Genomic DNA, 24,435 nt, shown 5'->3' on the forward strand with positions numbered 1-24,435 from the left:
TGAAAAAATCGGCAAATGACAGGAAGGCCCTACGGCGGCCAACCACAAAACCCTTGTAGGAGCCGAGCTTGCTCGCGATAGCGGTCGTTCATTCAACATCCAGGTTGAATGTGCTGACGCCATCGCGAGCAAGCTCGGCTCCTACGGGGGTTTGCGGTGTTTGGGTTAGCGAACGCTGCTGGTGAAGCGGCTCGCGCCCGGCAGTTCCAGGACGATCTCGTCACCGACATTCAGCGGGCCAACGCCCACTGGCGTGCCGGTCAGGATCACGTCACCGGCCTGCAGCGAGAAGCAACCGGCCATGTGCTGGATCATCGGCACGATCGGGTTGAGCATTGCGCTGCTGTTGCCGTCCTGGCGCACTTCGCCATTGATGGTCAGGCGGATGCCGATGTCGGTCAGGTCCGCAAAGGTACTGCCGGACACGAACGGCGCGATCACCGCCGCGCCGTCGAAAGACTTGGCGATTTCCCAAGGCAGGCCCTTGGATTTCAGCTCGGCCTGTTTGTCGCGCAGCGTCAGGTCCAGGGCCGGCGCGAAACCGGAGATGGCGTCCAGCACTTCCTCACGGCTCGGCTTGGTCGACAACGACTTGCCGATCAATACAGCGATTTCCGCCTCGTAATGCACCGAGCCACGCTCGGTCGGAATGCTGAAACCGCCGTCCAGCGGCACCACGCAACTGCCCGGCTTGATGAACAGCAACGGCTCGGTAGGCACCGGATTGTCCAGTTCCTTGGCGTGTTCGGCATAGTTACGGCCAATGCACACCACTTTCCCCAGCGGGAAGTGAATACGCGTACCGTCGACATACTGGTGCTGATAGCTCATTACCGACTCCTGATTCGTGCTCTTAACGTTCGAAAATCAAACAGCGAAGATCTTGCCCGGGTTCATGATGCCGTTCGGGTCGAACACCGCTTTGACGGCTTTCATGTACTCGATCTCAACCGGCGAGCGGCTGTAGGTCAAGTAATCACGCTTGGTCATGCCCACGCCGTGCTCGGCGGAGATCGAGCCGTTGTACTTCTCGACGGTTTCGAACACCCACTTGTTGACGGTTGCGCACTTGGCGAAGAACTCGTCCTTGCTCAGGTTATCCGGCTTGAGGATGTTCAAGTGCAGGTTGCCGTCGCCAATGTGGCCGAACCAGACGATTTCGAAGTCCGGGTAGTGTTCGCCGACGATCGCGTCGATTTCCTTCAGGAACGCCGGGACTTTCGACACAGTGACCGAAATGTCGTTTTTGTACGGCGTCCAGTGGGAAATGGTTTCGGAGATGTATTCGCGCAGCTTCCACAGGTTCTGCAGCTGGGTTTCGCTCTGGCTCATCACGCCGTCCAGTACCCAGCCCTGCTCGACGCAGTGCTCGAAGGTTTCCAGGGCGTGGTTGGCCACTTCTTCGGTGGTCGCTTCGAATTCGAGCAACGCGTAGAACGGGCAATCAGTTTCGAAAGGCGCCGGCACATCGCCGCGGCCCATGACTTTGGCCAGCGCTTTATCGGAGAAGAATTCGAAGGCCGTCAGGTCGAGCTTGCTTTGGAACGCGTGCAATACCGGCATGATCGCGTCGAAATCGGCAGTACCGAGGACCATCGCGGTCAGGTTTTTCGGCGCACGGTCCAGGCGCATGGTCGCTTCGACCACAAAACCCAGGGTGCCTTCAGCGCCGATGAACAGCTGGCGCATGTCGTAGCCAGTGGCGTTCTTGATCAGGTCGCGGTTCAGCTCCAGCACATCACCCTTGCCGGTCACGACTTTCATGCCGGCGACCCAGTTACGGGTCATGCCATAGCGAATGACCTTGATCCCGCCGGCATTGGTGCCGATATTGCCGCCAATCTGGCTGGAACCTGCCGAAGCGAAGTCCACCGGGTAGTACAGGCCTTTTTCTTCGGCGACGTTCTGCAAATGCTCAGTGACCACGCCTGGCTGACATACGGCCGTGCGGTCAGTGAGGTTCACGTCGAGAATCTGGTTCATATAGTCGAAGGACACAACGACTTCGCCATTGGCCGCCACGGCAGCGGCAGACAACCCGGTACGACCACCGGACGGCACCAGCGCCACCTTGTGTTTATTGGCCCACAGGACAATGGCCTGGACCTGTTCGGTGGTCTTGGGAAACACGATGGCCGTCGGGGCCGGGGCGAAATGCTTGGTCCAATCCTTACCATAAGCATTCAGGGAGTCGGCATCGGTCAGCACCTTGCCAGGCTCAACCAGGGTCTTCAGCTCATCAATCAGGGCAGGATTGGTCATCGACAGAACTCTCGAACAATTCATGGTCATCCTGAGAACGCTTCACGTCGCAGGAATGAGTGTTTAGCGGGGCGCCTATGCTAGCATATCGACCCCGCAGGATAGTGCCCAACGGCTGTTCTGCGGCGACGGCTTTCTTGCCGTCCGGGTCAGCATCTGTTGACCATTTCCTGCCATTTTTCTCCGGGATACAGGTTTACGCAGATGAGCAAGACTTCTCTCGATAAGAGCAAGATCAAGTTCCTTCTTCTCGAAGGCGTCCACCAATCGGCTGTCGACGTCCTCAAGGCGGCGGGCTACACCAGCATTGAGTACCTCACCGGTTCTCTGCCGGAAGCCCAGCTGAAGGAAAAGATTGCTGATGCGCACTTCATCGGCATTCGCTCCCGCACGCAACTGACCGAAGAGATCTTCGATCACGCGAAGAAGCTCGTGGCTGTAGGGTGTTTCTGCATCGGCACCAATCAGGTTGACCTGAACGCGGCTCGCGAACGCGGCATCGCGGTGTTCAACGCACCGTACTCCAACACTCGCTCCGTAGCCGAGCTGGTGCTGGCCGAAGCGATCCTGTTGCTGCGCGGCATCCCTGAGAAGAACGCTTCCTGCCACCGTGGCGGCTGGATCAAGAGCGCGGCCAACTCCTTCGAAATCCGCGGCAAGAAGCTGGGTATCGTCGGTTACGGTTCGATCGGTACGCAACTGTCGGTCCTGGCTGAAGGCCTGGGCATGCAGGTGTACTTCTACGACACCATCACCAAGCTGCCGTTGGGCAACGCCACTCAGGTAGGCAACCTGCACGAGCTGCTGGCGATGTCCGACATCGTCTCGCTGCACGTTCCGGAAACCGCCGCCACCCAGTGGATGATGGGCGAGAAGGAAATCCGCGCGATCAAGAAAGGCGGCATCCTGATCAACGCCGCTCGCGGCACCGTGGTCGAGCTGGACCACCTGGCTGCCGCCATCAAGGACAAGCACCTGATCGGCGCGGCCATCGACGTGTTCCCGGTGGAGCCTCGCTCCAACGACGAAGAGTTCGAAAGCCCGCTGCGCGGCCTGGACAATGTGATCCTGACCCCGCACATCGGTGGCTCCACCGCTGAAGCCCAGGCCAACATCGGCCTGGAAGTGGCAGAGAAACTGGTCAAGTACAGCGACAACGGTACGTCGGTATCGTCCGTGAACTTCCCGGAAGTGGCCCTGCCGGCTCACCCTGGCAAGCACCGTCTGCTGCACATCCACGAAAACATTCCGGGCGTGCTCAGCGAGATCAACAAGGTTTTCGCCGAAAACGGCATCAACATCTCCGGTCAGTTCCTGCAGACCAACGAGAAAGTCGGCTACGTGGTAATCGACGTCGACGCCGAGTACTCGGACCTGGCGCAAGAGAAGCTGCAGCACATCAACGGCACCATTCGTTGCCGCGTGTTGTTCTGATAGCGACTTGAGCGACAAAAAAAGGAGACCTAGTGGTCTCCTTTTTCATGGGCGCGGTTCTTTATACCGAGCAGGTTACTTCACGTTGACGGTGATCTTTTTCGACACGATCGGCGGATCGAACGGTATGTGGTTGCTGTCGCCCAGTTCCAGCTGCAAGGTGTGCTTGCCCGGCGTCAGCGTTATTTCAGCCTGGGTCTCGGCTTTGCCGAAATGTTTGTGGTTGTCATCTTTGGGGATCGCCGCACCGGCGGCTGGCAGTTCATCGACATCGATCAGCAAGTGGTGATGGCCGGTGTTCTTGGTGGTATCACCCGCAGGCGCCAGCGCAACGTTCTCGACCGCGAACTTGACGACGACAGTCTGCGGCACCGTCGCCCCGTCTTCAGGAGAAACGATGGATACTTCAGCCCCCTTGGGCGCCGGTGTAGCAGCACTGGCCAACACCGAAACACCCATCAGCAGGCCAGCCAAAGCAGCACGTGACATAAAGGTTTTCATTCTCTTCTCCTGTTTTTCCGTAAAATCCGCGTGACCAATACAACTTCATGGTCAATCGTTGTCGAAGGCACTCGACAACCATAGCAAAGCGAACCTGAACCAGAGGGTCGCGATAATAAATTCAAAGGAGTGACCATGCGCTTTTTGCCTGGCCTGATCTGTCTGCTACCCCTTTTGAGCCCTTTGGCTCATGCCGAACTGATTGACGACGTGAACGACCGCGGCGAACTGCGTATCGCTCTTGAAGCGAATACACCGCCCTTCAACTTCAAGGATGAAGGCAAGCTTACCGGCTTCGAAGTCGAGCTGGGTCAACTGCTGGCCAACGAGCTCGATGTGCGGGCCGACTTCGTCGTCACCGATTCTGGCGATCTGCTGACTGGCGTTGAAAGCGGCAAGTACGACATAGCCATCAATCACATTACAGTGACCTCGGCGCTCTCGGATCGTTTCGATTTCAGCGAACCTTACGTTCAAACCACCACGCAATTGATCGCGCAGAAAGAAGAACCGCGCTCAATGTTGCTGGTGCAGTCGTTGACTGATGCGAAACCGAAAGCCGCCGCACCCGTGAGCCTGGCGATTCCGTTTCAGAAAGGTAACCCGGCGTTTCACGCCAGCCTGGAAAACGCGCTGCAACGGATCAAGGACGATGGCCGGATGGCGGCGCTGGAGAAGAAGTGGTTTACGGCGGATGCGAGTGTGTCGCCCAAGCCCTGACAGAGGGTAAATGACTAACCCCTGCAGGAGTGAGCCTGCTCGCGCCTACAAAGGGGGGGGTGTCAGTCGAGAGAGCTCAGTGCGGCATCAGCTTGCGGCAACTCCAGCTCGCTGAAGACTTGCACGCCATGGCGCTTGAGCAGCGCCGCCGTCACACCCTCGCCACTGACCTTTACGCCGCTGAACGTCCCGTCATACGTCAGCAAATTCCCGCAGGACGGGCTGTTGGCCTTGAGCACAGCGATGCGGATGCCATGCTGTTGCACCAGTGCCAGCGCCTGATACGCCCCCGACAGAAACTCGGCACTGACATCCGCGCCTTCGGTGGTGATCACACTGGCGTGGCCATCAAGCACTTCACCGCCCTGCCCGCCCGGGATTTCCGCCGCGGCCCGCGGCGTCGGCAAACCGCCGGCCACCTCGGGGCACAGCGGTACGACCCGGCCCTCATCCAGCCATTGCTGAAGCTGATCGAATGGCCCACTCGCCCCGCCGTCGTAACGAACGCGATGGCCCAGCAGGCAGCGGCTTACCAGAATCTTTTGCATGATCAGAACGGCTCGTTACCCCGACGCCGGAACCAGCCGGTCAACGACAGGCGATCCCGGGTGGCGGGCAGGACTTCGTGGGGCACTTCGCCCGAGAGGAAGACCACCAGGCAACCGCCGATAGGTTGCACGTCGTAGGCGCGGTCGTCGTCGAGGTACATGCGCAACTGACCACCGTGTTCAGGCAGCCAGCCGTCATTGAGATACACCACGGCCGACACCATGCGCCGGTCGTCATCTCGGAAGCGGTCGACGTGTTTGAGGTAAAACGCGCCGGGTGGGTACATCGCGAAGTGGCTTTCGAAATCTTCCAGCCCCAGGAACAAACCGCGATTCAGTGCTTCACGCAGGCTGTCCATCAACGCCAGGTAGCTGTCGCAGGCTTCGGCCTGGCCCGGATCGATCCACTGGATGTGGTCGCCACGAATCCCCTCGCGAACTTCCGATGACGGGCCTCGGCCCACGGCGGCCGGGGCCAGTTCACCCTCGGCTGCACGTTTACGGCACTCAGCCGCCAACGCCCGGGTCAGATCCAGAGGCAGGAAAATATTCTGCTGCGACCAGCCATGTGCAGCCAGGTCATCAACGATACGTAACAGCAGCGGGTGATCAGAGGGTATTTGCATGCCGCGCATAGTATTCCTGTGCCTGAAAATCCGACAGAGCCACGCAGCGGGTTGATACGAATTCTCGACAAGTACGGGTGCCACACGGAGAATAGTCGCCTGCCGACAGGAGTCCCTATGCGCCGTTTGCTTTTTTCACTGTTGATGCTCTGTGCTTTGCCCGCTTGGGCAGACGGCCACGACCAGTTGTATAAAGTCGCCGGCTGGCCAGACCAACGTGCGCATTTCAACGACGCGCTCACGGCCGCACAACAACGCTACGAAAGCAGCCTGCCACCGGCCGTGTTTCAGGCGCTGGTGAATAACAGCAATCAGCGTTTCGCTCCCCAGTCCGTCGATCAGCGTGCCGAAGCGCAATTGCGCAAGAGCCTCGCTGATCCCAAACCGGCATTGGCCTTCTTTCAATCGCCCTTGGGCAAAAAAGTCGTAGCCGCCGAACTGCTGGCCACCCGTCGTGATCAACTGGCAAAAAACGCCAAGGGCCTGCCCAAGGTTCAGGCCAGCGATAGCCGTCAATTGATCATCGGCCACCTAGCCCAGGCCCTGCCCGCTCGCGAGGCGGGCGCTGAAGTGAGCCTGGCCATTGCCGGTGTCGCGGCCGACAGCCTGAGTTCAATGATTCCCGGCCTGTTGGGCGGTGGTCAGGCGCAGATGATGTTGAACGGTCAGCGTCAGCGTTTGATGGAACAGATCGGCAGCGACCTGAACAACACGCTGCTCTACGTGTATCGCGACCTGTCGGATGACGAACTGGAAGAATTCGCCACGTTTGCCGAGTCCACCGAGGGCCTGGCCTATTACCAGGCCGCGCTGGCGGCAATTCGGGCGGGGCTGGCGGTGGGGCAGAATACTTCGAACCTCAGCCAATGATTTTTGCTGTCTGATCGACTTGCCCGCGATGGGGCCAAAACGGCCGCTATGAATTCCGGCCTTTGATCCGCTTGGTCAAAAACCCGAAATACTCCTGCCGCAACACCAGCGTCTCATTCGCCAGATGATGCCGCGCCTCTGGCAACATCAACACCTGAGGCCGGTCGAACTTGGCGTTCAACACCCCAAGGTTATGCTCCCAATCCACCGTCATGTCTGCCTGCCCCTGCACGATCAGCGGCCTGCGCGGGCTGTTCGGTGCGGCTTCGATCTGCTTGATCCAGCGCGCCAATGCCCCCACCCAGGCCGTGGGCAGGCGTAACGGCTGCAAAGGATCAGCCTGCAGGAACGGCAAGAAATCAGGATCGTTGGAGTTCTCGCTGAAGCGCCGGGCGATGGCTTTGACGAAAGGCTTGAGCAGGTAATAACTGAGTTTGGACCAACCCCAGGCGCGAGGCCTGACCAGGGGTGACAACAGAATCACCTGCCCTTGAGCGGGACTGTTAGAGCCTTGATTGAGTACATGATCAATCACGATCGCCCCACCCGTGCTTTGCCCGCACAGGTGCCATGGCTGCGGCAGTTCGATGGAGAATGCCTCGGCGAACAACCCTTCAAGCGTGTGCTGATACTCGGCGAATGCCTTGATGCTCGCCCGCTCGCCACTGGACAGGCCATGCCCCGGCAGGTCACAGGCGATCACGGCAAACCCCTGGTCCAGCGCCCACTCGATCACATGGCGGTAGAGTCCGGTGTGATCGTAGAAACCGTGGAACATGAACAACGTCGCCTTCGCCCGCTCCGGCCACCAGAACTGGCTGACCAATTCATAGCCATCGACCTCGAAACGCCCCAGCCCCCCACGCAGCGTACGCCCCGGAAAATCCAGGCCATAAAAACGCTGATACGCCATGGCCTCGGTCGACAACGGCTGCCCTTCGGCCAATGGCCGCAGGCTGGCGCGTAAATGATCGGGGGCAAACGTGGCTGACATGAACGATTCCAGAGCGGTAAACAGACTTTATAGGCCTGCGATATTCATCTGTCGCGGCAAGCATGGCAAGCTAGCCGACCTTCGAGGATTGAAACCCATGCGCCCGGCCTATCGCACCACACTGCTTGCCAGCCTGCTCGCCCTCGTGTGCGCCGGCATCCTGTGGGCCGCGTATGACTGGTTTCAAGGACGCTACTTGCGAGCCTTCAGCGAACACACCGCCGTATTTTCCGGTGACCCGCTGCGCCTGCCCGACGACCTCGCCGGCCCCGGCGCCATCCGGCTGGTGCACTTCTGGGACCCGGCCTGCCCGTGCAACGTCGGTAATCAACAACACCTGAGCGAACTGGTCGAGCGCTATGTACCGCAGGGCGTCGAGTTTTATGCAGTGCAAAAACCCGGCAGCCATGGCCAGTTACCCGCCACACTGAGCAGCCTGAAAACCATTACCGTCCTGCCGGGCTCCGAACAGATTCCCGCCAGCCCGGCCGTGGCGATCTGGGACCGCAACGGCAAACTGGCCTACTTCGGCCCGTACAGCGAAGGCCTGACCTGCAATTCGAACAACAGCTTCATCGAACCCATTCTGCAAGCACTGAGCGAAGGTCGCGCGGTGAACGCTACCCATACGCTGGCCATCGGTTGTTACTGCCCATGGCCCGTTGAAGTGAAGTAAGGCATTCCTGACTTTTGCAGGACCGCGATGCCCGGCACGGAAGGTCTGTGCTACATGTTGGCAGCCCACACGGGCGGCAAACCTATAAGAACAAGGAGTCACCATGAAACGCGTCCTGACCGTACTTGCCTTGCTGATTGTCGTGCTCGCCATCGGAGTCGGCGGGTATGTGTACAGCAAACAGCCGTCGCGTCAGGGCCTGGTCGAACTGCAAGGCCTGCAAGGTTCGGTGACCGTGCGTTACGACGAGCGTGGCGTGCCGCATATCCGCGCGGAAAACGAAGCCGACCTCTACCGCACCCTCGGCTATGTGCAAGCCCAGGACCGCTTGTTCCAGATGGAAGCCATGCGGCGCCTGGCCCGGGGTGAACTGGCCGAAATCCTCGGACCGAAACTGATCGAGACCGACAAACTCTTCCGCAGCCTGCGCATTCGTGAGCGGGCCGACAGCTACGTGGCGGCGCTGGATCGGCAGTCGCCGGCATGGAAGGCGCTGGAAGCGTACCTGGATGGCATCAATCAATATCAGGACACTCACGCCGCACCCGCCGAGTTCGACGTGCTGGGCATCCACAAGCGTCCGTTCACGGCGCAAGACAGCATCAGCGTCGCCGGCTACATGGCGTACAGCTTTGCCGCGGCGTTCCGCACCGAACCTTTGCTGACGTTCGTGCGCGACCAATTGGGCGCTGACTACCTGAACATCTTCGACCTCGACTGGCAGCCCAAAGGCGTGTTGGCCAAGGGGCATTCCAAACCTGCCCTGACACTGACAGCCAGTGACTGGAAAGACCTGAACGCCCTCGCCCGCCTGAGCGAACAAGCCCTGGCCGACAATGGCCTGCCCCAATTCGAAGGCAGCAACGCCTGGGTGATTTCCGGCAACCGCACCAAAAGCGCCAAACCGCTGCTGGCGGGCGACCCGCACATTCGCTTTTCAGTGCCCGCAGTCTGGTACGAGGCACAACTCTCGGCGCCGGGCTTTGAGCTGTACGGCCACCATCAGGCCTTGGTGCCGTTTGCCTTTCTCGGCCACAACCTGGACTTCGGCTGGAGCCTGACCATGTTCCAGAACGACGATCTGGACCTGATCGCCGAGAAGATCAACCCGGACAACCCTAACCAGGTCTGGTATCGCGGCAAGTGGGTGGACATGGTCAACACCGAACAGAAAATTGCCGTGAAGGGCCAGGAGCCGGTCACGCTGACCCTGCGTCAATCGCCCCATGGCCCGATCATCAATGATGCACTCGGCACCGCGGCAGGCAAGACGCCGGTGGCCATGTGGTGGGCGTTCCTTGAAACGCCAAACCCGATTCTCGAAGGTTTCTACCAGCTCAACCGCGCCGACACGCTGGCCAAGGCACGCGCCGCCGCCGCCAAGGTTCAGGCGCCGGGGTTGAACATTGTCTACGCCAACGCCAAGGGCGACATCGGCTGGTGGGCGGCGGCTCTGCTGCCCAAACGCCCGACCGGGGTGAAACCCGGCTTCATCCTAGACGGCAGCACCAATCAGGCGGACAAGGACGGCTTTTACCCGTTCAGCGCCAACCCGCAGGAAGAGAACCCGCCACGCGGCTATATCGTCTCAGCCAACTTCCAGCCGCTATCGCCGACCGGCATGGAGATCCCCGGTTACTACAACCTTGCCGATCGCGGCCAGCAGCTCAATCGCCAGCTCAGTGACAAGAACGTGAAGTGGGACATCGACGCCAGCCAGAAGCTGCAACTGGGCACCACCACGGCTTACGGCCCGCGTCTATTGGCGCCGTTGTTGCCGGTACTGCGTGAAGTCGTCAGCGATCCCGCCGAACTGAAACTGGTGGAACAACTGGCGCAGTGGAAAGGCGATTACCCGCTGGATTCGACCAGCGCGACGCTGTTCAACCAGTTCCTGTTCAACCTGGCTGACGCGACGATGCACGATGAACTGGGCAATGATTTCTTCGACACTTTGCTCTCGACCCGGGTGATCGACGCCGCGCTGCCACGTCTGGCCGCTACGCCTGATTCGCCGTGGTGGGACAACCGCAACACCCTCGGCAAGGAAACCCGCGCCGATACGGTCAAGGTGGCCTGGCAAGCGAGCATCACCCACCTCAAGACAACGCTGGGTGCGGATTCGGCTCAATGGCAGTGGGGCAAGGCGCACACCCTGACGCACGGCCATCCACTGGGCATGCAGAAGCCGTTGGACCTTATCTACAACGTCGGGCCGTTTGCGGCACCCGGCACGCATGAAGTGCCGAACAACCTCTCGGCCAAAATCGGCCCGGCGCCGTGGCCGGTGACTTACGGCCCGTCGACGCGACGCCTGGTCGACTTTGCCGACCCGGCCCACAGCCTGACCATCAACCCGGTCGGCCAGAGTGGTGTGCCGTTCGACAGCCACTACGATGACCAGGCGGAGGCGTATGTCGAAGGGGTTTATTACGAGGCGCACTTCAACGATGAAGAAGTCACGGCCAATACGCGCAGCACGTTGAAGTTCTTGCCGGCGCGGGCTGCGCCGTAGATTTTTGTTGTTTCGGCTGCCGTCATCGCGGGCAAGCCCGCTCCCACAAGTGACTGAGTTGTCCGCTCGAACGCGGTCCAATGTGGGAGCGGGCTTGCCCGCGATGAGGCCCTCACAAACGACAGAAATGCCTGCTCAAACCATCGCAGAAAAATTCAGCCGGAACTGCTGTGGCGTTACCCCCAATCGGCGGTTGAACACGCTGCGCATGTGCTGGGCATCGCGAAACCCACATTGGTAGGCCACGGTTTTCAGTGGCGAATGGGTGCTTTCCAACAGCACCCGCGCCGCGTCCACCCTCGCCTGTTCGACAAATTCCGCCGGGGTGATTTTGGCTTCCTTGGCAAACACACGGGAAAAGTTGCGGGTGCTCATGTTGGCCGCATTCGCCAGGTCAGCGAGGGTCAGGTCGCCGGTGAGGTTCGCCAGCACGTAGAGCTGAACCAGCGCCACCGCCGACGTGGGTTCGGCGTGGGGCGTGAGGAACGGGCTGAACTGCGATTGCCCGCCTGAGCGCTGCGTGAATACCACCAGACGCTTGGCCACGTGCAGCGCGACTTCCGGCCCGTGATCCCTGGCCAGCAGGTACAACGACAGATCAATCCCCGCCGTGACCCCGGCCGAGGTGTAGAGCTCGCCGTCCTGCACGTACAAGCGATCCGCCTCGACCCGGGTCGACGGGCACAACTGTGCCAACGCGGCAGCATCGCTCCAATGGGTGGTCACGGTCCGCCCATCAAGCAGGCCGGCCCGCGCCAGCATGAACGCGCCATTGCAGATCGAACCAAAACGTTGCGCCCGCCCGCAGGCACCACGCAACCAGGCATCGAACACCGCACCGAAATCCAGGAATGGTAATTGCGGGCCGCCGGCCACCAGCAGCAGGTCATACGCCTCAAGCGCGTCGCTGAAATGCCGGTGAGCATTGAGCGACAAACCGTTGGAACACGGCATCATCCCATGCTCGACACCGATCACCTCCAACCGGTAATGGTCTTGCGGTTCGAGGAAGCGGTTGGCCTCGCAAAACACATCCATGGGACCGGTAACGTCCAGGGACTGAACCCCGGCAAAAACCACGATGGCTACGGTTTTACTCATGGCGGGAAACGCCCTCAATACTTTGATTACACCGCAAGACCTGTAGCAGCTGCCGAGCCTGCGAGGCAGCTGCTACAGGCGCCGTTTGTGATTCGATTATCTGCATCAAACTTAGCCAATCCACGCGCAACAAGCGAGGTTGGCGCGATATGCAGGTTCATTGGCAAGGATCGCAGCCATGGATCGATTGTCCGGTTTTGGGTGACGCAACAGACTTGTTCCATCAGCGCCGCCACGGCGTTGCCCACGAGGACAGCACCCATGAGCAGCATCATTGCCGGTATCAACATTCCCGACAGCGCATTGGCCAAGGCCACCACCGAATACATCCGCGATGTCGAGTCCGACTTGCTGTATCACCACTCGCGCCGGGTGTTTCTGTTCGGTGCGTTGAGCGGTGAACGCAAGCAACTGGCCTACGATCCGGAGTTGCTGTACGTCGGCGCGATGTTCCATGACCTGGGCCTGGTGGAAGGACATCGCAGCGATGACGAACGTTTTGAAGTCGACAGCGCCAATGCCGCCAAGGCATTCCTCAAGCCTTACGGGTTGAGCGACGACGATATCGAGCAAGTCTGGCTGTCGATTGCGCTGCACACCACACCGGGTGTGCCGCAACACTTGCGCCCGAATGTGGCGCTGGTGACCGCCGGGGTTGAAATGGATGTGCTGGGCATCGACTACGCGGCGTTTTCCACCGTGCAGCGTGAGGCGGTGGTGCATGCGCATCCACGGGGTGAAGGCTTCAAGGAATGCATCCTGTGTGCGTTCGCCAACGGCTTCAAACACAAGCCGGATACCACGTTCGGCACGGTGAACGCCGATGTGCTGGTCGACAGCGAGGCGGGGTTCAAGCCGATGAACTTTGTCGAGATCATCCGCAAATCCCCTTGGTTGGCATGAAGCCACAGGGGATTTGGGTTACTGATCGTTCCCACGCTCTGCGTGGGAACGATCATCCGTAGATCAAGCCGCTTCCGGCGCCTGCGCGCGGCGTACGTCCGGTTGCTTCCAGGAGTCGGCAGCGCCTTCTTCGATGGCCTGCTGAATCGCACGCTTGCGGCTCTCTTCGGCACGACGGCTGAAGAACCAGACCAGGAACGTCATCAGCGATACCGCCAGCAAAATCAGGCTGGCCACGGCGTTGATCTCCGGTTTCACGCCCAGACGCACCGCCGAGAACACTTCCATTGGCAGGGTCGTGGAACCCGGCCCCGAGACGAAGCTCGCCAGCACCAGGTCATCCAGCGACAGCGCGAAAGACATCATGCCGCCTGCTCCCAACGAGGGCGCGATCATCGGGATGGTGATCAGGAAGAACACCTTCCACGGCCGCGCACCAAGGTCCATGGCCGCCTCTTCGATGGACAAGTCCAACTCACGCAAACGCGCCGACACCACCACCGCCACATACGCCGCACAGAACGTAGTGTGGGCGATCCAGATAGTGACGATGCCGCGTTCCTGTGGCCAACCGATCATCTGCGCCATGGCCACGAACAGCAGCAACAGCGACAGACCGGTGATGACTTCGGGCATCACCAGCGGTGCGGTGACCAGGCCACCGAACAGCGTGCGACCTTTGAAGCGGGTGATACGGGTCAGGACGAACGCGGCCAATGTACCCAGCGCCACCGCCGCCACCGCCGTGTAGCAGGCGATTTCCAGCGAGCGCACCACCGAGCCCATCAACTGAGTGTTGTCCATCAACCCGACGTACCATTTGATCGACCAGCCGCCCCACACCGTCACCAGTTTTGAGGCGTTGAACGAGTAGATCACCAGGATCAGCATCGGCGCGTAGATGAACAGCAAACCCAGCACCAGCATCAAGCTTGAGAATCTGAAGCGCTTCATTCTTTGCCCTCCATTTCTTTGGCCTGACTGCGGTTGAACAGGATGATCGGCACAATCAGGATCGCCAGCATCACCACCGCCAAGGCTGACGCCACGGGCCAGTCACGGTTGTTGAAGAACTCTTGCCAAAGCACTTTACCGATCATCAGGGTTTCCGGGCCGCCGAGCAGTTCCGGGATCACGAACTCGCCCACCACCGGAATGAACACCAGCATGCAGCCAGCGACGATGCCGTTCTTGGACAACGGAATGGTGATTTTCCAGAAGCTGTTGAAGGTGCTAGAACCCAGATCGGATGCGGCTTCCAGCAGGCTGTGGTCGTGCTTCACCAGGTTGGCGTAGAGCGGCAGGATCATGAATGGCAGATAGGAGTAAACGACACCAATATAGACGGCGAGGTTGGTGTTGAGGATCTGCAGCGGTTCGCTGATCCAGCCCATGCTCATCAGGAAACCATTGAGCAGACCGTTGTTGCTGAGGATGCCCATCCACGCGTAAACGCGGATCAGGATGGCGGTCCAGGTCGGCATCATGATCAGCAGCACGAGGACCGTTTGCAGCTCTTTACGGGCACTGGCAATGGCGTAGGCCATCGGGTACCCGATCAGCAAACAGAGGACGGTGCTGATCAGCGCCATCTTCAACGAGCCGAGGTAAGCGGCGATGTACAACTCGTCGCCCGCCAGCATGGCGTAGTTGCCGAGGTTGAGCAGCACCTGCAGCTTCTGGTCGACGAAGTTGTAGATTTCGGTGTACGGCGGAATGGCCACATCGGCTTCGGCGAAGCTGATCTTCAAGACGATGAAGAACGGCAGCATGAAGAACATGAACAGCCAGATGAACGGAACCCCGATGACCAGCTGACGGCCACCGGGAATTATTCGATTGAGGCGGCGTTTGAATTTGCGCATGTTCATGAGCGAAGTACCACGCCGCTGTCGTCTTCCCAATACACGTAAACCTGGTCACCCCAGGTTGGGCGCTGACCACGGCGCTCGGCGTTGGCGACGAACGACTGGACGATCTTGCCGCTTGGCAGTTCGACGTAGAACACCGAGTGCCCGCCGAGGTAGGCGATGTCGTGCACTTTGCCGCTGGACCAGTTGTATTCGCAGGTCGGCTGCGTCGGCGTCACCAGCAGTTTTTCCGGACGGATCGCGTAGGTCACGGATTTGTCCTGCACTGAGGTACTGATGCCGTGGCCCACGTAGATCTGGCGATCCAGGTCCTTGCAGGTAATGGTCGCGTGACCTTCGGCGTCGTCGATCACTTCACCGTCGAAGATGTTGACGTTGCCGATGAATTCGCAGACCAGGCGACTGGTCGGGGTTTCGTAGATGTCGATCGGGCTGCCGATCTGGGCAATCCAGCCCAGGTGCATGATCGCGATGCGCTCGGCCATGGTCATGGCCTCTTCCTGGTCGTGGGTCACCATGACGCAGGTTACGCCGACGCGCTCGATGATCTCCACCAGCTCCAGTTGCATCTGCGAACGCAGCTTTTTATCCAGGGCGCCCATTGGCTCGTCGAGCAGCAACAGCTTCGGTCGCTTGGCCAGCGAGCGCGCCAGTGCCACACGCTGACGCTGGCCACCGGACAACTGATGCGGCTTGCGCTTGGCGTACTGGCTCATCTGCACCAGTTTGAGCATGTCGGCCACGCGCGCATCGACTTCGGCGGCAGGCAGCTTGTCCTGCTTGAGGCCGAAGGCGATGTTCTGCGCCACGGTCATGTGCGGGAACAAGGCGTAGGACTGGAACATCATGTTGATCGGCCGCTCGTACGGCGGCATGTCAGTGATGTCTACGCCGTCGAGGAAAATGCGCCCCTCCGTTGGCCGTTCGAAGCCAGCGAGCATGCGCAGCAACGTGGACTTGCCCGATCCCGAACCGCCGAGCAGGGCGAAAATTTCGCCTTTCTTGATTTCCAGGGACACATCGTCCACGGCAATCGTCTCGTCGAACTTTTTCGTGACCCGGTCGATTTTGACCAGCACCTGTTTAGGTGACTGGTCGCCCTCGAGGGCTTTCTTATAGGCGCCGGAGGCAACTGCCATTTACGAAACTCCCAGAAAAAAAGAGTGCAGTTCGCTCAAGGTGAGCCAACCTTGGATAGTTTGAGCCTTGAAGCTATTTACCCGTCTTGACCTTGGTCCAGCTGCGGGTCATCAAACGTTGAATATTCGGTGGTAATTCGACCGACACGTAGGTCTTGTCGAGGACTGCTTGCGGTGGATAAACCGACTCGTCTGTGCGGATGGACTGTTCCATCAGTTTGTCCGAAGCAGGGTTGGGATTCGCATAGCCAACAGAATCACTGACCTGTGCGATCACCTCGGGTTTCAACAAAAAGTTGATGAACGCGTGGGCCTCTTTGGTGTTGGCCGAATCCTTGGGAATCGCCAGCATGTCGAACCACAGAGCGCCGCCTTCCTTGGGAATGGTGTAGACGATGTTCACGCCTTTCTTGGCTTCTTCCGCACGGTTGCGGGCCTGGAACATGTCGCCGGAGAAACCGATGGCGATGCAGATGTCGCCGTTGGCCAGGTCCGAGATGTACTTGGAGGAATGGAAGTAAGTCACGTACGGCCGCACGGCGAGCAACTTGGCGGTGGCCTTTTCATAATCCTTGGGATCAGTGCTGTTGGCGTTCAGGCCCATGTAGTTGAGCACGGTCGGCATCATTTCATCGGCCGAGTCGAGGAACGCCACGCCGCAGCTGTGCAGCTTCTTGATGTTCTCCGGCTCGAACAGCACGCTCCATGAATCGATCGTGTCGACGCCCAGCACGGCTTTGATTTTGTCGACGTTGTAACCGATGCCGTTGGTGCCCCACAGGTACGGCACCGCGTACTGGTTGCCCGGATCGTTCTGCTCCAGGCGCTTGAGCAGCACCGGGTCGAGGTTGGAATAGTTAGTCAGCTTCGACTTGTCGAGTTTCTGGAAGGCGCCCGCCTTGATCTGCTTGCCAAGGAAGTGGTTGGACGGCACGACCACGTCGTAACCGGTACGCCCGGCCAGCAACTTGCCTTCCAGGGTTTCGTTGGAGTCGAAGACGTCATAGACCGGCTTGATGCCGGTCTCTTTCTGGAAGTCAGCCAGGGTGGTCGGACCGATGTAGTCCGACCAGTTATAAATATGCACAGTACCGGCGGCCTGGACACTGACGGCAAGTGTCAGTCCAGCGCCAGCCAGCAAGGCATTGCGAAACAAAGAAAAAATAGGCAAGTGGAGGTCCTCTAAAATTAGTTGGGCCCAAGTTGCCCCGCGCTACATGACAACCGTGATTGCCCAGCAACAAAACCGGCGCGCAACTTACCCTCGAAAAACCGTTCCAGCAAAACTTTTATGCAGATACCTGTAGCAGCTGCCGAAGGCGGCGTTAAGCTCCGAAGGACCTTCCCGCGTTTTCAACAGCACAACTGCTTCGCAGTTGGACGCAGCCTGCGGCAGCTGCTACAGGGTTTTACGGCTTATTTACCCGATTTGATCTTGGTCCAGCTGCGAGTCAGGATCCGCTGGGTCGCGGCCGGCAAGTCGGCAATCGCGTACAGCTTGGCCAGCACGTCCGCTGGCGGGTAGATGCCTGGATCCGCGGTGATGTCTTTATCCACCAGTGGCGTGGCAGCCGCGTTACCGTTCGGGAAGCGCACGGCGTTGGTGATTTCAGCCATGATTTCCGGCTTCTGCAGGAAGGTCATGAACTTGTAGGCGCCTTCGACGTTCTCGGCATCTTTAGGGATGGCGACCATGTCGTAGAAGCTGCCAGCACCTTCTTTCGGAATGTTGTAGCTGACTTTGACCTTGTCACCGGCTTCAGCCGCGCGGGACTTGGCCTGATACACGTCACCCGAGTAACCCACGGCTACACAGATGTTGCCGTTGGCAAGGTCGGAGATGTACTTGGACGAGTGGAAGTAGGCGATCGAAGGACGGACCTTCATGATCAGCGCTTCAGCCTTGTCGATGTCTTCTTTCTTCTGGCTGTCGGTTGGCAGGCCCAGGTAGTGCAGCGCCACCGGAATCATCTCGGTTGGCGAGTCCAGCAAGCTGATACCGCAGGACTTCAGCTTGGCGGCGTTTTCAGGTTTGAAGATCAGGTCCCAGGAATCGACCGGTGCGTCGGCACCCAGTGCAGCCTTGACCTTCTCGGCGTTGTAGCCAATGCCGATCGAGCCCCACATGTACGGGAAGGCATGTTCGTTGCCCGGGTCGCTCACCGATACCGCCTTGAGCAGGTCGGTGTTCAGGTTTTTCCAGTTAGACAGCTTGGACTTGTCCAGCTTCTGGTAAACGCCGGCCTTGATTTGCTTGGCCAGGAAGTTGTTCGACGGTACGACGATGTCGTAACCGGATTTGCCGGCCAGCAACTTGGCTTCAAGGGTTTCGTTGCTGTCGAACACGTCGTAGACGACTTTGATCCCCGACTCGTCTTCGAACTTCTTGATGGTGTCCGGTGCGATGTAATCGGACCAGTTGTACACGTGCAGTACTTTGTCATCGGCCTGAACCGCGCCCGCCATCAACCCCATCAACGACATGGCAAGGAGAGTCTTACCAGCGAGCTTTTTACCTAGTGCCTTCATGCGTAATGCTCCAAATTTTTCTTTTTTGAACCACTTGTTTTCAGCGACCGAACCCGGGCAACTGGAACCGCGGCTAGTCTGGCAAGATCCACATCGGTCTTTCAAGGAAAGGCCACGCTTTCTGACAGCGCTGAGCGAAAGTAGCTGTTTTGATACAAACCCCGGCCACTTACGCTCAGAGCCTAGCACTTAGCCCTGCAACGCACTCAGGGTCAGGTCCAGACACTTGCGTGCCTTGGCCACCAACTCATCGATTTCAGCCGGTGTAATCACCAGTGGCGGAGCAATGATCATGGTGTCGCCCACGGCGCGCATGATCAGGCCGTTGTCGAAGCAGAACTGGCGGCAAATCATGCCGACGCCCTTGCCTTCGTAACGTTTGCGAGTGGCTTTGTCCTGAACCAGTTCAATGGCCCCCAACAGACCGACACCACGCACTTCTCCCACCAACGGGTGATCGTTCAGTTCCCGCAGACGTTTCTGCAAATAGGGTGCCGTTTCTGCATGAACGCGCTCGATAATTTTTTCTTCGCGCAGGATGCGGATGTTTTCCAGCGCCACCGCAGCGGCCACCGGGTGACCGGAGTACGTGAAGCCGTGGTTGAAGTCGCCGCCTTCGTTCAGCACCTCGACCACTTCGTCACGCACGATCAGGCCACCCATGGGGATGTAGCCGGAGGTCAGGCCTTTGGCGATGGTCATCATGTCGGGCTTGAGGTCGTAGTAATCGGTACCGAACCACTCACCGGTACGGCCAAAACCACAAATCACTTCGTCCGCCACGAACAGGATGTCGTACTTGGCGAGGATTTCCTTGATGCGCGGCCAGTAGGTGTCTGGCGGAATGATCACGCCACCGGCGCCCTGGATCGGCTCGGCAATAAAGGCACCGACGTTATCCACGCCGATTTCCAGAATTTTCTCTTCCAGCTGATTCGCCGCCCAGACGCCGAACTCTTCAGGCGTCATGTCGCCGCCTTCGGTGAACCAGTACGGCTGTGCGATGTGGACAATGCCCGGAATCGGCAAGTCGCCTTGTTCGTGCATGTACGTCATGCCACCCAGGCTCGCGCCGGCCACGGTAGAACCGTGATAGCCGTTCTTGCGGCTGATGATGACTTTCTTTTTCGGTTGGCCCTTGATCGCCCAGTAGTGACGAACCATACGCAGCATGGTGTCGTTGCCTTCGGAGCCGGAGCCGGTGAAGAACACGTGGTTCATGCCTTCTGGGGCGATGTCGGCGATGGCCTTGGCCAGCTCCAGAACCGGAGGGTGAGCGGTCTGGAAGAACAGGTTGTAGTAAGGCAGTTCGCGCATTTGCTTGCTAGCGGCATCGGCCAGTTCATCACGACCGTAACCGATCGCTACGCACCACAGGCCGGCCATGCCGTCGAGGATCTTGTTGCCTTCGCTGTCCCACAGGTAAACGCCCTTGGCGTTGGTGATGATCCGCGGGCCTTTCTCTTTCAGCTGCTTGAAATCACTGAACGGAGCCAGGTGGTGATCGTTGCTCAGGGTTTGCCATTCACGGGTTTGCGGATTGTTACTGGTCATGTAAATCTCCTAAAAAATCAGGTGAAAGCGCCGCCCGACAACGACGGCGCCCGGCGTATCAGACGGCAAAGAGCAGGAATTCCCGTTCCCACGAACTGATCACGCGCTTGAAGTTTTCATGCTCGGCCCGCTTGACCGCGACGTAGCCAGTAATGAAATTTTTGCCCAGGTACTTCTCGATGGTTGAGCTGTTTTCCATGCGATCCAGCGCATCTTCAATGGTCAGCGGCAGGCGCAGGTTGCGGCGTTCATAGCCACGGCCCACCACCGGGGCACTCGGATTGAGGCCTTCGACCATGCCGACGTAACCGCAGAGCAGGCTCGCGGCAATCGCCAGGTACGGGTTGGCATCGGCGCCCGGCAGACGGTTTTCCACCCGGCGGTTTTGCGGCCCGGCGTCCGGAACCCGCAGGCCCACGGTGCGGTTCTCTTCGCCCCACTCCACGTTCACCGGTGCCGAGGTGTCCGGCAGGAAGCGGCGGAACGAGTTGACGTTGGGCGCGAACAGCGGCAACAGCTCGGGAATGAGTTTCTGCAAGCCACCGATGTGGTGCAGGAACAACTGGCTCATGGTCCCGTCTTCATTGGAGAAGATGTTCTTGCCGGTCTCGATGTCGATGATGCTCTGGTGCAAGTGCATCGCACTGCCCGGTTCACCGGTCATGGGCTTGGCCATGAAGGTCGCCGCCACGTCGTGCTTGAGCGCGGCTTCGCGCATGGTGCGCTTGAACACCAGGATCTGGTCGGCCAGGGACAGGGCATCGCCGTGACGGAAGTTGATTTCCATCTGCGCCGTGCCGTCCTCATGGATCAACGTATCGAGGTCCAGCTCCTGCAGTTCGCACCAGTCGTAGACGTCTTCGAACAGCGGATCGAATTCGTTCGCCGCTTCAATCGAGAACGACTGGCGACCGATTTCCGGGCGCCCGGAGCGACCGATCGGCGGCTGCAGCGGATAGTCGGGGTCGTCGCTGCGCTTGGTCAGGTAGAACTCCATTTCCGGCGCCACGATCGGCTGCCAGCCCTTGTCGGTATAGAGTTTCAGGACCTTCTTGAGCACGTTGCGCGGCGACAGCTCGATCGGGTTGCCTTGCTTGTCGTAGGTGTCGTGGATCACCTGGGCAGTCGGCTCGATGGCCCACGGCACCAGAAACACAGCGTTCTGGTCGGGGCGGCAGATCATGTCGATGTCGGCCGGGTCGAGCAGCTCGTAATAGATGTCGTCTTCGACATAGTCGCCGGTCACGGTCTGCAACAAAACGCTTTCAGGCAGGCGCATGCCTTTTTCGGCAATGAACTTGTTGGTCGGCGAAATCTTGCCCCGGGTAATCCCGGTCAAGTCGGCGATCATGCATTCGACTTCTGTGATCTTGTGGTCTTTCAACCAATCGGTGAGCTGGTCGAGGTTGTTACTCATAAATGCCTCTAGGCTTTGAGTTTCCTGACTCTTGCAAGTCAGGCGATGTTTGACGCATCGGCGTCGCGTTGAAACGGGTGTCTGCGACAGGCTATCGTGTTTCTTGCGGACTGCGCGCCAACGGCCGGGCGTGCAGAATCACGAGCGGAGTCCTGTGCGATAGCCAGGCCGCTATTGTGAATCGGTTCTATATTGAATGGAGTAACCGTAATGGGGGTGCCATCAGGACCGTCCAGAATATCGGACGCAGACCGATGAGCCGCCAGCGACCGCAGAGTTTTGAGCGGGCCCGAAGCCGATGAGGCTACGGCGCGGACGCAAGTGTCGCCACTGATGTGGTAAGCATGCAGACCAATCTGCCTAGAGCAGTTGGTGATGCCGATTATCGGCAGGCGAGACATGAAGCACCCCGGTATTATTGGTGTTATGGGTTTGAATCGAGCTTAGCCTTGTTCATTTTTTTACACAACACCCCCGTAAAAAATACAACACGCCCCGCTCAACCCTGCGTCGGCTAAAGCGTTCAAAGGCATAAAAACGCCCCAAACTGCCTCAAAAAAGCCTTACGAGCGCTTTTTTAGGGCAAAAAAGGCCTCGCTTGACTTCGGCATGCCGTTCGGGTTGACTGGAATCCGAAGAGATCAATGATTGATATTTTTAACAACAAAGGTGTTGCATCATGTCGGTACCCCCGCGTGCCGTTCAGCTTAACGAAGCGAACGCGTTCCTTAAGGAACATCCTGAGGTTCTGTACGTTGACCTTCTGATTGCGGATATGAATGGTGTGGTGCGCGGCAAGCGCATTGAACGCACCAGCCTCCACAAGGTTTACGAGAAAGGCATCAACCTGCCGGCCTCTCTATTTGCTCTGGATATCAATGGCTCGACGGTGGAAAGCACCGGCCTGGGCCTGGACATCGGTGATGCTGACCGAATCTGCTATCCAATCCCCGACACCCTGTGCAATGAGCCTTGGCAGAAACGCCCTACCGCGCAGCTGTTGATGACCATGCACGAACTCGAAGGTGACCCTTTCTTCGCGGATCCCCGTGAAGTGCTGCGTCAAGTCGTGACCAAGTTCGACGAGATGGGCCTGACCATCTGCGCCGCGTTCGAACTGGAGTTCTACCTGATCGACCAGGAAAACGTGAACGGCCGTCCACAGCCGCCACGCTCGCCGATCTCTGGCAAACGCCCGCATTCGACTCAGGTCTACCTGATCGACGACCTCGACGAATACGTCGATTGCCTCCAGGACATTCTGGAAGGTGCGAAAGAGCAAGGCATCCCTGCCGACGCGATCGTCAAGGAAAGTGCCCCGGCGCAATTCGAAGTGAACCTGCACCACGTGGCCGACCCGATCAAGGCCTGCGACTACGCGGTTCTGCTCAAGCGCCTGATCAAAAACATCGCCTACGACCATGAAATGGACACCACCTTCATGGCCAAGCCTTACCCGGGCCAGGCGGGCAACGGTCTGCACGTCCATATCTCGATTCTTGATAAAGACGGCAAAAACATTTTTGCCAGCGAGGATCCCGAGCAGAACGCCGCACTGCGTCACGCGATCGGCGGTGTGCTCGAGACCCTGCCCGCGCAGATGGCTTTCCTCTGCCCGAACGTCAACTCCTACCGTCGTTTCGGCGCACAGTTCTACGTGCCGAACTCGCCGTGCTGGGGCCTGGACAACCGTACCGTGGCGATTCGCGTACCGACCGGCTCTTCCGATGCCGTACGTATCGAACACCGTGTTGCCGGCGCCGATGCCAACCCGTACCTGTTGATGGCTTCGGTCCTGGCAGGCGTGCACCACGGCCTGACCAACAAGATCGAGCCAGGCGCACCCGTAGAAGGCAACTCCTACGAGCAGAACGAGCAAAGCCTGCCGAACAACCTGCGCGATGCATTGCGCGAGCTGGACGACAGCGAAGTCATGGCCAAGTACATCGATCCGAAGTACATCGATATCTTCGTCGCGTGCAAAGAGAGCGAGCTGGAGGAGTTCGAACACTCCATCTCCGACCTTGAGTACAACTGGTACCTGCATACCGTGTAAGCGGTTGCAGTAAAAACGAACGCCGCCGGCCTTAGCGCCTGCGGCGTTTTTTTTATGCCCTCACCCAACGCTGCTTGTCAGCATCCGACAATCTCCAAGAAAGAACCTACAGACGTATCAACATTTGAATCTCAAACTTTGGGGCGCGGGCACTGTCCGACATCCCACTTGAATTGAGAGCCATTGAAATTGAAAAAACACCTTCTGGGCGTAGCCCTTTCACTGATCGGTGCCGGCTTGTGCACTTCTGCCCTGGCCCGTAACGATCACACTTCCACCTGGTCTTACAGCGATCACTCCGGCCCGGAACACTGGAGCGACCTCAACAGCGACTACAAACTCTGCTCAACCGGCAAGGCGCAGTCACCTATCGACATCAGCAATGCGGTCAAGGCCAGCCTGGCGCCCCTGACATTCACCTATCGAGCAAGCCCGGTAACGGTCCTGAACAACGGCCATACCATTCAAGTGTCGCCAACGGACGCCGGCGGGATCACCTTGCCTTCCGGCGACTTCTCACTGGTGCAGTTGCACTTTCATACGCCCAGCGAGGAAAGAATCCAGGGCCGCGCCTACCCGCTCGATGCGCATTTCGTACATCGCAATGCGGCCGGCGAGTTAGCGGTAGTCGCCCTGTTGTTTGAAGAAGGTGCCTACAACCCTGCACTGGAAACCCATTCTCGCGGCAATGCCCAAGGAAGCAGGCGGCATGACGAAGC

General features: G+C 59.0%; 21 protein-coding genes and 1 pseudogene. 8 read left to right on the forward strand and 14 right to left on the reverse strand.

Annotation, left to right across the window (positions count from 1 at the left end; translation table 11 throughout):
* Positions 1 to 165: 165 nt before the first annotated feature.
* Together LOY55_RS29055 and LOY55_RS29060 are read right to left on the reverse strand one after the other, a co-directional pair.
* A complete protein-coding gene (locus LOY55_RS29055; protein WP_223522971.1) occupies positions 166 to 831 on the reverse strand; it encodes a fumarylacetoacetate hydrolase family protein in 666 nt (221 codons plus the stop codon).
* Positions 832 to 867: 36 nt separating this feature from the next.
* Positions 868 to 2,262 (reverse strand): FAD-binding oxidoreductase, encoded by a 1,395-nt coding sequence (locus tag LOY55_RS29060; RefSeq protein ID WP_046032307.1) that lies wholly within the window; start codon positions 2,260 to 2,262, stop codon positions 868 to 870.
* A gap of 204 nt (positions 2,263 to 2,466) precedes the next feature.
* Here LOY55_RS29060 and serA point away from each other — a divergent pair, with 204 nt between their 5' ends.
* Positions 2,467 to 3,696, forward strand: a complete 1,230-nt coding sequence (gene serA, locus LOY55_RS29065; RefSeq protein WP_046032306.1) for a phosphoglycerate dehydrogenase — start codon at positions 2,467 to 2,469, stop codon at positions 3,694 to 3,696.
* A gap of 75 nt (positions 3,697 to 3,771) precedes the next feature.
* On the opposite strand, the gene LOY55_RS29070 is transcribed toward serA, so the two are convergent.
* Complete coding sequence (locus LOY55_RS29070; RefSeq protein WP_109785665.1) at positions 3,772 to 4,197, reverse strand: DUF4399 domain-containing protein; 426 nt, start codon at positions 4,195 to 4,197, stop codon at positions 3,772 to 3,774.
* A gap of 135 nt (positions 4,198 to 4,332) precedes the next feature.
* On the opposite strand from LOY55_RS29070, the gene LOY55_RS29075 reads away from it, so the two are divergent.
* On the forward strand, positions 4,333 to 4,917 hold the full coding sequence (locus LOY55_RS29075) for a transporter substrate-binding domain-containing protein (RefSeq protein ID WP_109785666.1): 585 nt from the start codon (positions 4,333 to 4,335) through the stop codon (positions 4,915 to 4,917).
* A gap of 62 nt (positions 4,918 to 4,979) precedes the next feature.
* Here the strand turns inward: LOY55_RS29075 and LOY55_RS29080 are convergent, their stop codons facing one another.
* Together LOY55_RS29080 and LOY55_RS29085 are read right to left on the reverse strand one after the other, a co-directional pair.
* A complete protein-coding gene (locus LOY55_RS29080; RefSeq protein WP_109785667.1) occupies positions 4,980 to 5,465 on the reverse strand; it encodes a DUF523 domain-containing protein in 486 nt (161 codons plus the stop codon).
* Between the two features lie 2 nt (positions 5,466 to 5,467).
* A complete protein-coding gene (locus LOY55_RS29085; RefSeq protein ID WP_046032302.1) occupies positions 5,468 to 6,100 on the reverse strand; it encodes a 2OG-Fe(II) oxygenase in 633 nt (210 codons plus the stop codon).
* A 108-nt stretch (positions 6,101 to 6,208) separates the two neighbouring features.
* On the opposite strand from LOY55_RS29085, the gene LOY55_RS29090 reads away from it, so the two are divergent.
* Positions 6,209 to 6,961, forward strand: coding sequence for a DUF2059 domain-containing protein (locus LOY55_RS29090; RefSeq protein ID WP_223522973.1), 753 nt, complete (start codon positions 6,209 to 6,211; stop codon positions 6,959 to 6,961).
* Positions 6,962 to 7,007: 46 nt separating this feature from the next.
* Here LOY55_RS29090 and LOY55_RS29095 read toward each other — a convergent pair whose 3' ends face one another.
* Positions 7,008 to 7,955 (reverse strand): alpha/beta hydrolase, encoded by a 948-nt coding sequence (locus LOY55_RS29095; protein WP_223522975.1) that lies wholly within the window; start codon positions 7,953 to 7,955, stop codon positions 7,008 to 7,010.
* A 97-nt stretch (positions 7,956 to 8,052) separates the two neighbouring features.
* On the opposite strand from LOY55_RS29095, the gene LOY55_RS29100 reads away from it, so the two are divergent.
* Both LOY55_RS29100 and LOY55_RS29105 read left to right on the forward strand, forming a co-directional pair.
* A complete protein-coding gene (locus LOY55_RS29100) occupies positions 8,053 to 8,631 on the forward strand; it encodes a DUF6436 domain-containing protein (RefSeq protein WP_109785669.1) in 579 nt (192 codons plus the stop codon).
* Positions 8,632 to 8,734: 103 nt separating this feature from the next.
* Entirely contained in the window at positions 8,735 to 11,146 is a 2,412-nt protein-coding gene (locus LOY55_RS29105) for a penicillin acylase family protein (RefSeq protein ID WP_223522977.1), read from the forward strand.
* 135 nt (positions 11,147 to 11,281) lie between these two features.
* Here the strand turns inward: LOY55_RS29105 and LOY55_RS29110 are convergent, their stop codons facing one another.
* Positions 11,282 to 12,247 carry a GlxA family transcriptional regulator gene (locus LOY55_RS29110; protein WP_109785671.1) on the reverse strand — a complete coding sequence of 322 codons (966 nt, stop codon included), beginning with the start codon at positions 12,245 to 12,247 and terminating at the stop codon, positions 11,282 to 11,284.
* A 261-nt stretch (positions 12,248 to 12,508) separates the two neighbouring features.
* On the opposite strand from LOY55_RS29110, the gene LOY55_RS29115 reads away from it, so the two are divergent.
* The gene (locus tag LOY55_RS29115) at positions 12,509 to 13,150 is read left to right on the forward strand and encodes an HD domain-containing protein (protein WP_109785672.1); all 642 of its coding nucleotides are present in this window, start codon (positions 12,509 to 12,511) and stop codon (positions 13,148 to 13,150) included.
* Positions 13,151 to 13,213: 63 nt separating this feature from the next.
* Here LOY55_RS29115 and LOY55_RS29120 read toward each other — a convergent pair whose 3' ends face one another.
* The 7 genes from LOY55_RS29120 to LOY55_RS29150 all read right to left on the reverse strand — a co-directional run bounded on the left by LOY55_RS29120 (position 13,214) and on the right by LOY55_RS29150 (position 21,660).
* Positions 13,214 to 14,104, reverse strand: a complete 891-nt coding sequence (locus tag LOY55_RS29120) for an ABC transporter permease subunit (protein ID WP_046032295.1) — start codon at positions 14,102 to 14,104, stop codon at positions 13,214 to 13,216.
* Entirely contained in the window at positions 14,101 to 14,982 is an 882-nt protein-coding gene (locus LOY55_RS29125) for an ABC transporter permease subunit (protein WP_175649027.1), read from the reverse strand. Before LOY55_RS29125 ends, LOY55_RS29120 begins: the two co-directional genes overlap by 4 nt.
* Before the next feature lie 35 nt (positions 14,983 to 15,017).
* Positions 15,018 to 16,160 (reverse strand): ABC transporter ATP-binding protein, encoded by a 1,143-nt coding sequence (locus LOY55_RS29130; RefSeq protein ID WP_046032293.1) that lies wholly within the window; start codon positions 16,158 to 16,160, stop codon positions 15,018 to 15,020.
* A 73-nt stretch (positions 16,161 to 16,233) separates the two neighbouring features.
* The gene (locus tag LOY55_RS29135) at positions 16,234 to 17,331 is read right to left on the reverse strand and encodes a polyamine ABC transporter substrate-binding protein (RefSeq protein ID WP_223522979.1); all 1,098 of its coding nucleotides are present in this window, start codon (positions 17,329 to 17,331) and stop codon (positions 16,234 to 16,236) included.
* 245 nt (positions 17,332 to 17,576) lie between these two features.
* Positions 17,577 to 18,689, reverse strand: coding sequence for a polyamine ABC transporter substrate-binding protein (locus LOY55_RS29140; protein ID WP_223522981.1), 1,113 nt, complete (start codon positions 18,687 to 18,689; stop codon positions 17,577 to 17,579).
* Between the two features lie 189 nt (positions 18,690 to 18,878).
* A complete protein-coding gene (locus tag LOY55_RS29145; protein WP_109785674.1) occupies positions 18,879 to 20,243 on the reverse strand; it encodes an aspartate aminotransferase family protein in 1,365 nt (454 codons plus the stop codon).
* A gap of 58 nt (positions 20,244 to 20,301) precedes the next feature.
* Complete coding sequence (locus LOY55_RS29150; protein WP_046032289.1) at positions 20,302 to 21,660, reverse strand: glutamine synthetase family protein; 1,359 nt, start codon at positions 21,658 to 21,660, stop codon at positions 20,302 to 20,304.
* Between the two features lie 679 nt (positions 21,661 to 22,339).
* On the opposite strand from LOY55_RS29150, the gene LOY55_RS29155 reads away from it, so the two are divergent.
* Entirely contained in the window at positions 22,340 to 23,716 is a 1,377-nt protein-coding gene (locus tag LOY55_RS29155) for a glutamine synthetase family protein (protein ID WP_017341358.1), read from the forward strand.
* Between the two features lie 237 nt (positions 23,717 to 23,953).
* Positions 23,954 to 24,331, forward strand: a pseudogene (locus tag LOY55_RS29160) (carbonic anhydrase family protein); the annotation flags it as partial.
* Between the last annotated feature and the right edge of the window lie 104 nt (positions 24,332 to 24,435).

The organism is Pseudomonas sp. B21-040, assembly GCF_024748695.1.
GTDB lineage: Bacteria > Pseudomonadota > Gammaproteobacteria > Pseudomonadales > Pseudomonadaceae > Aquipseudomonas.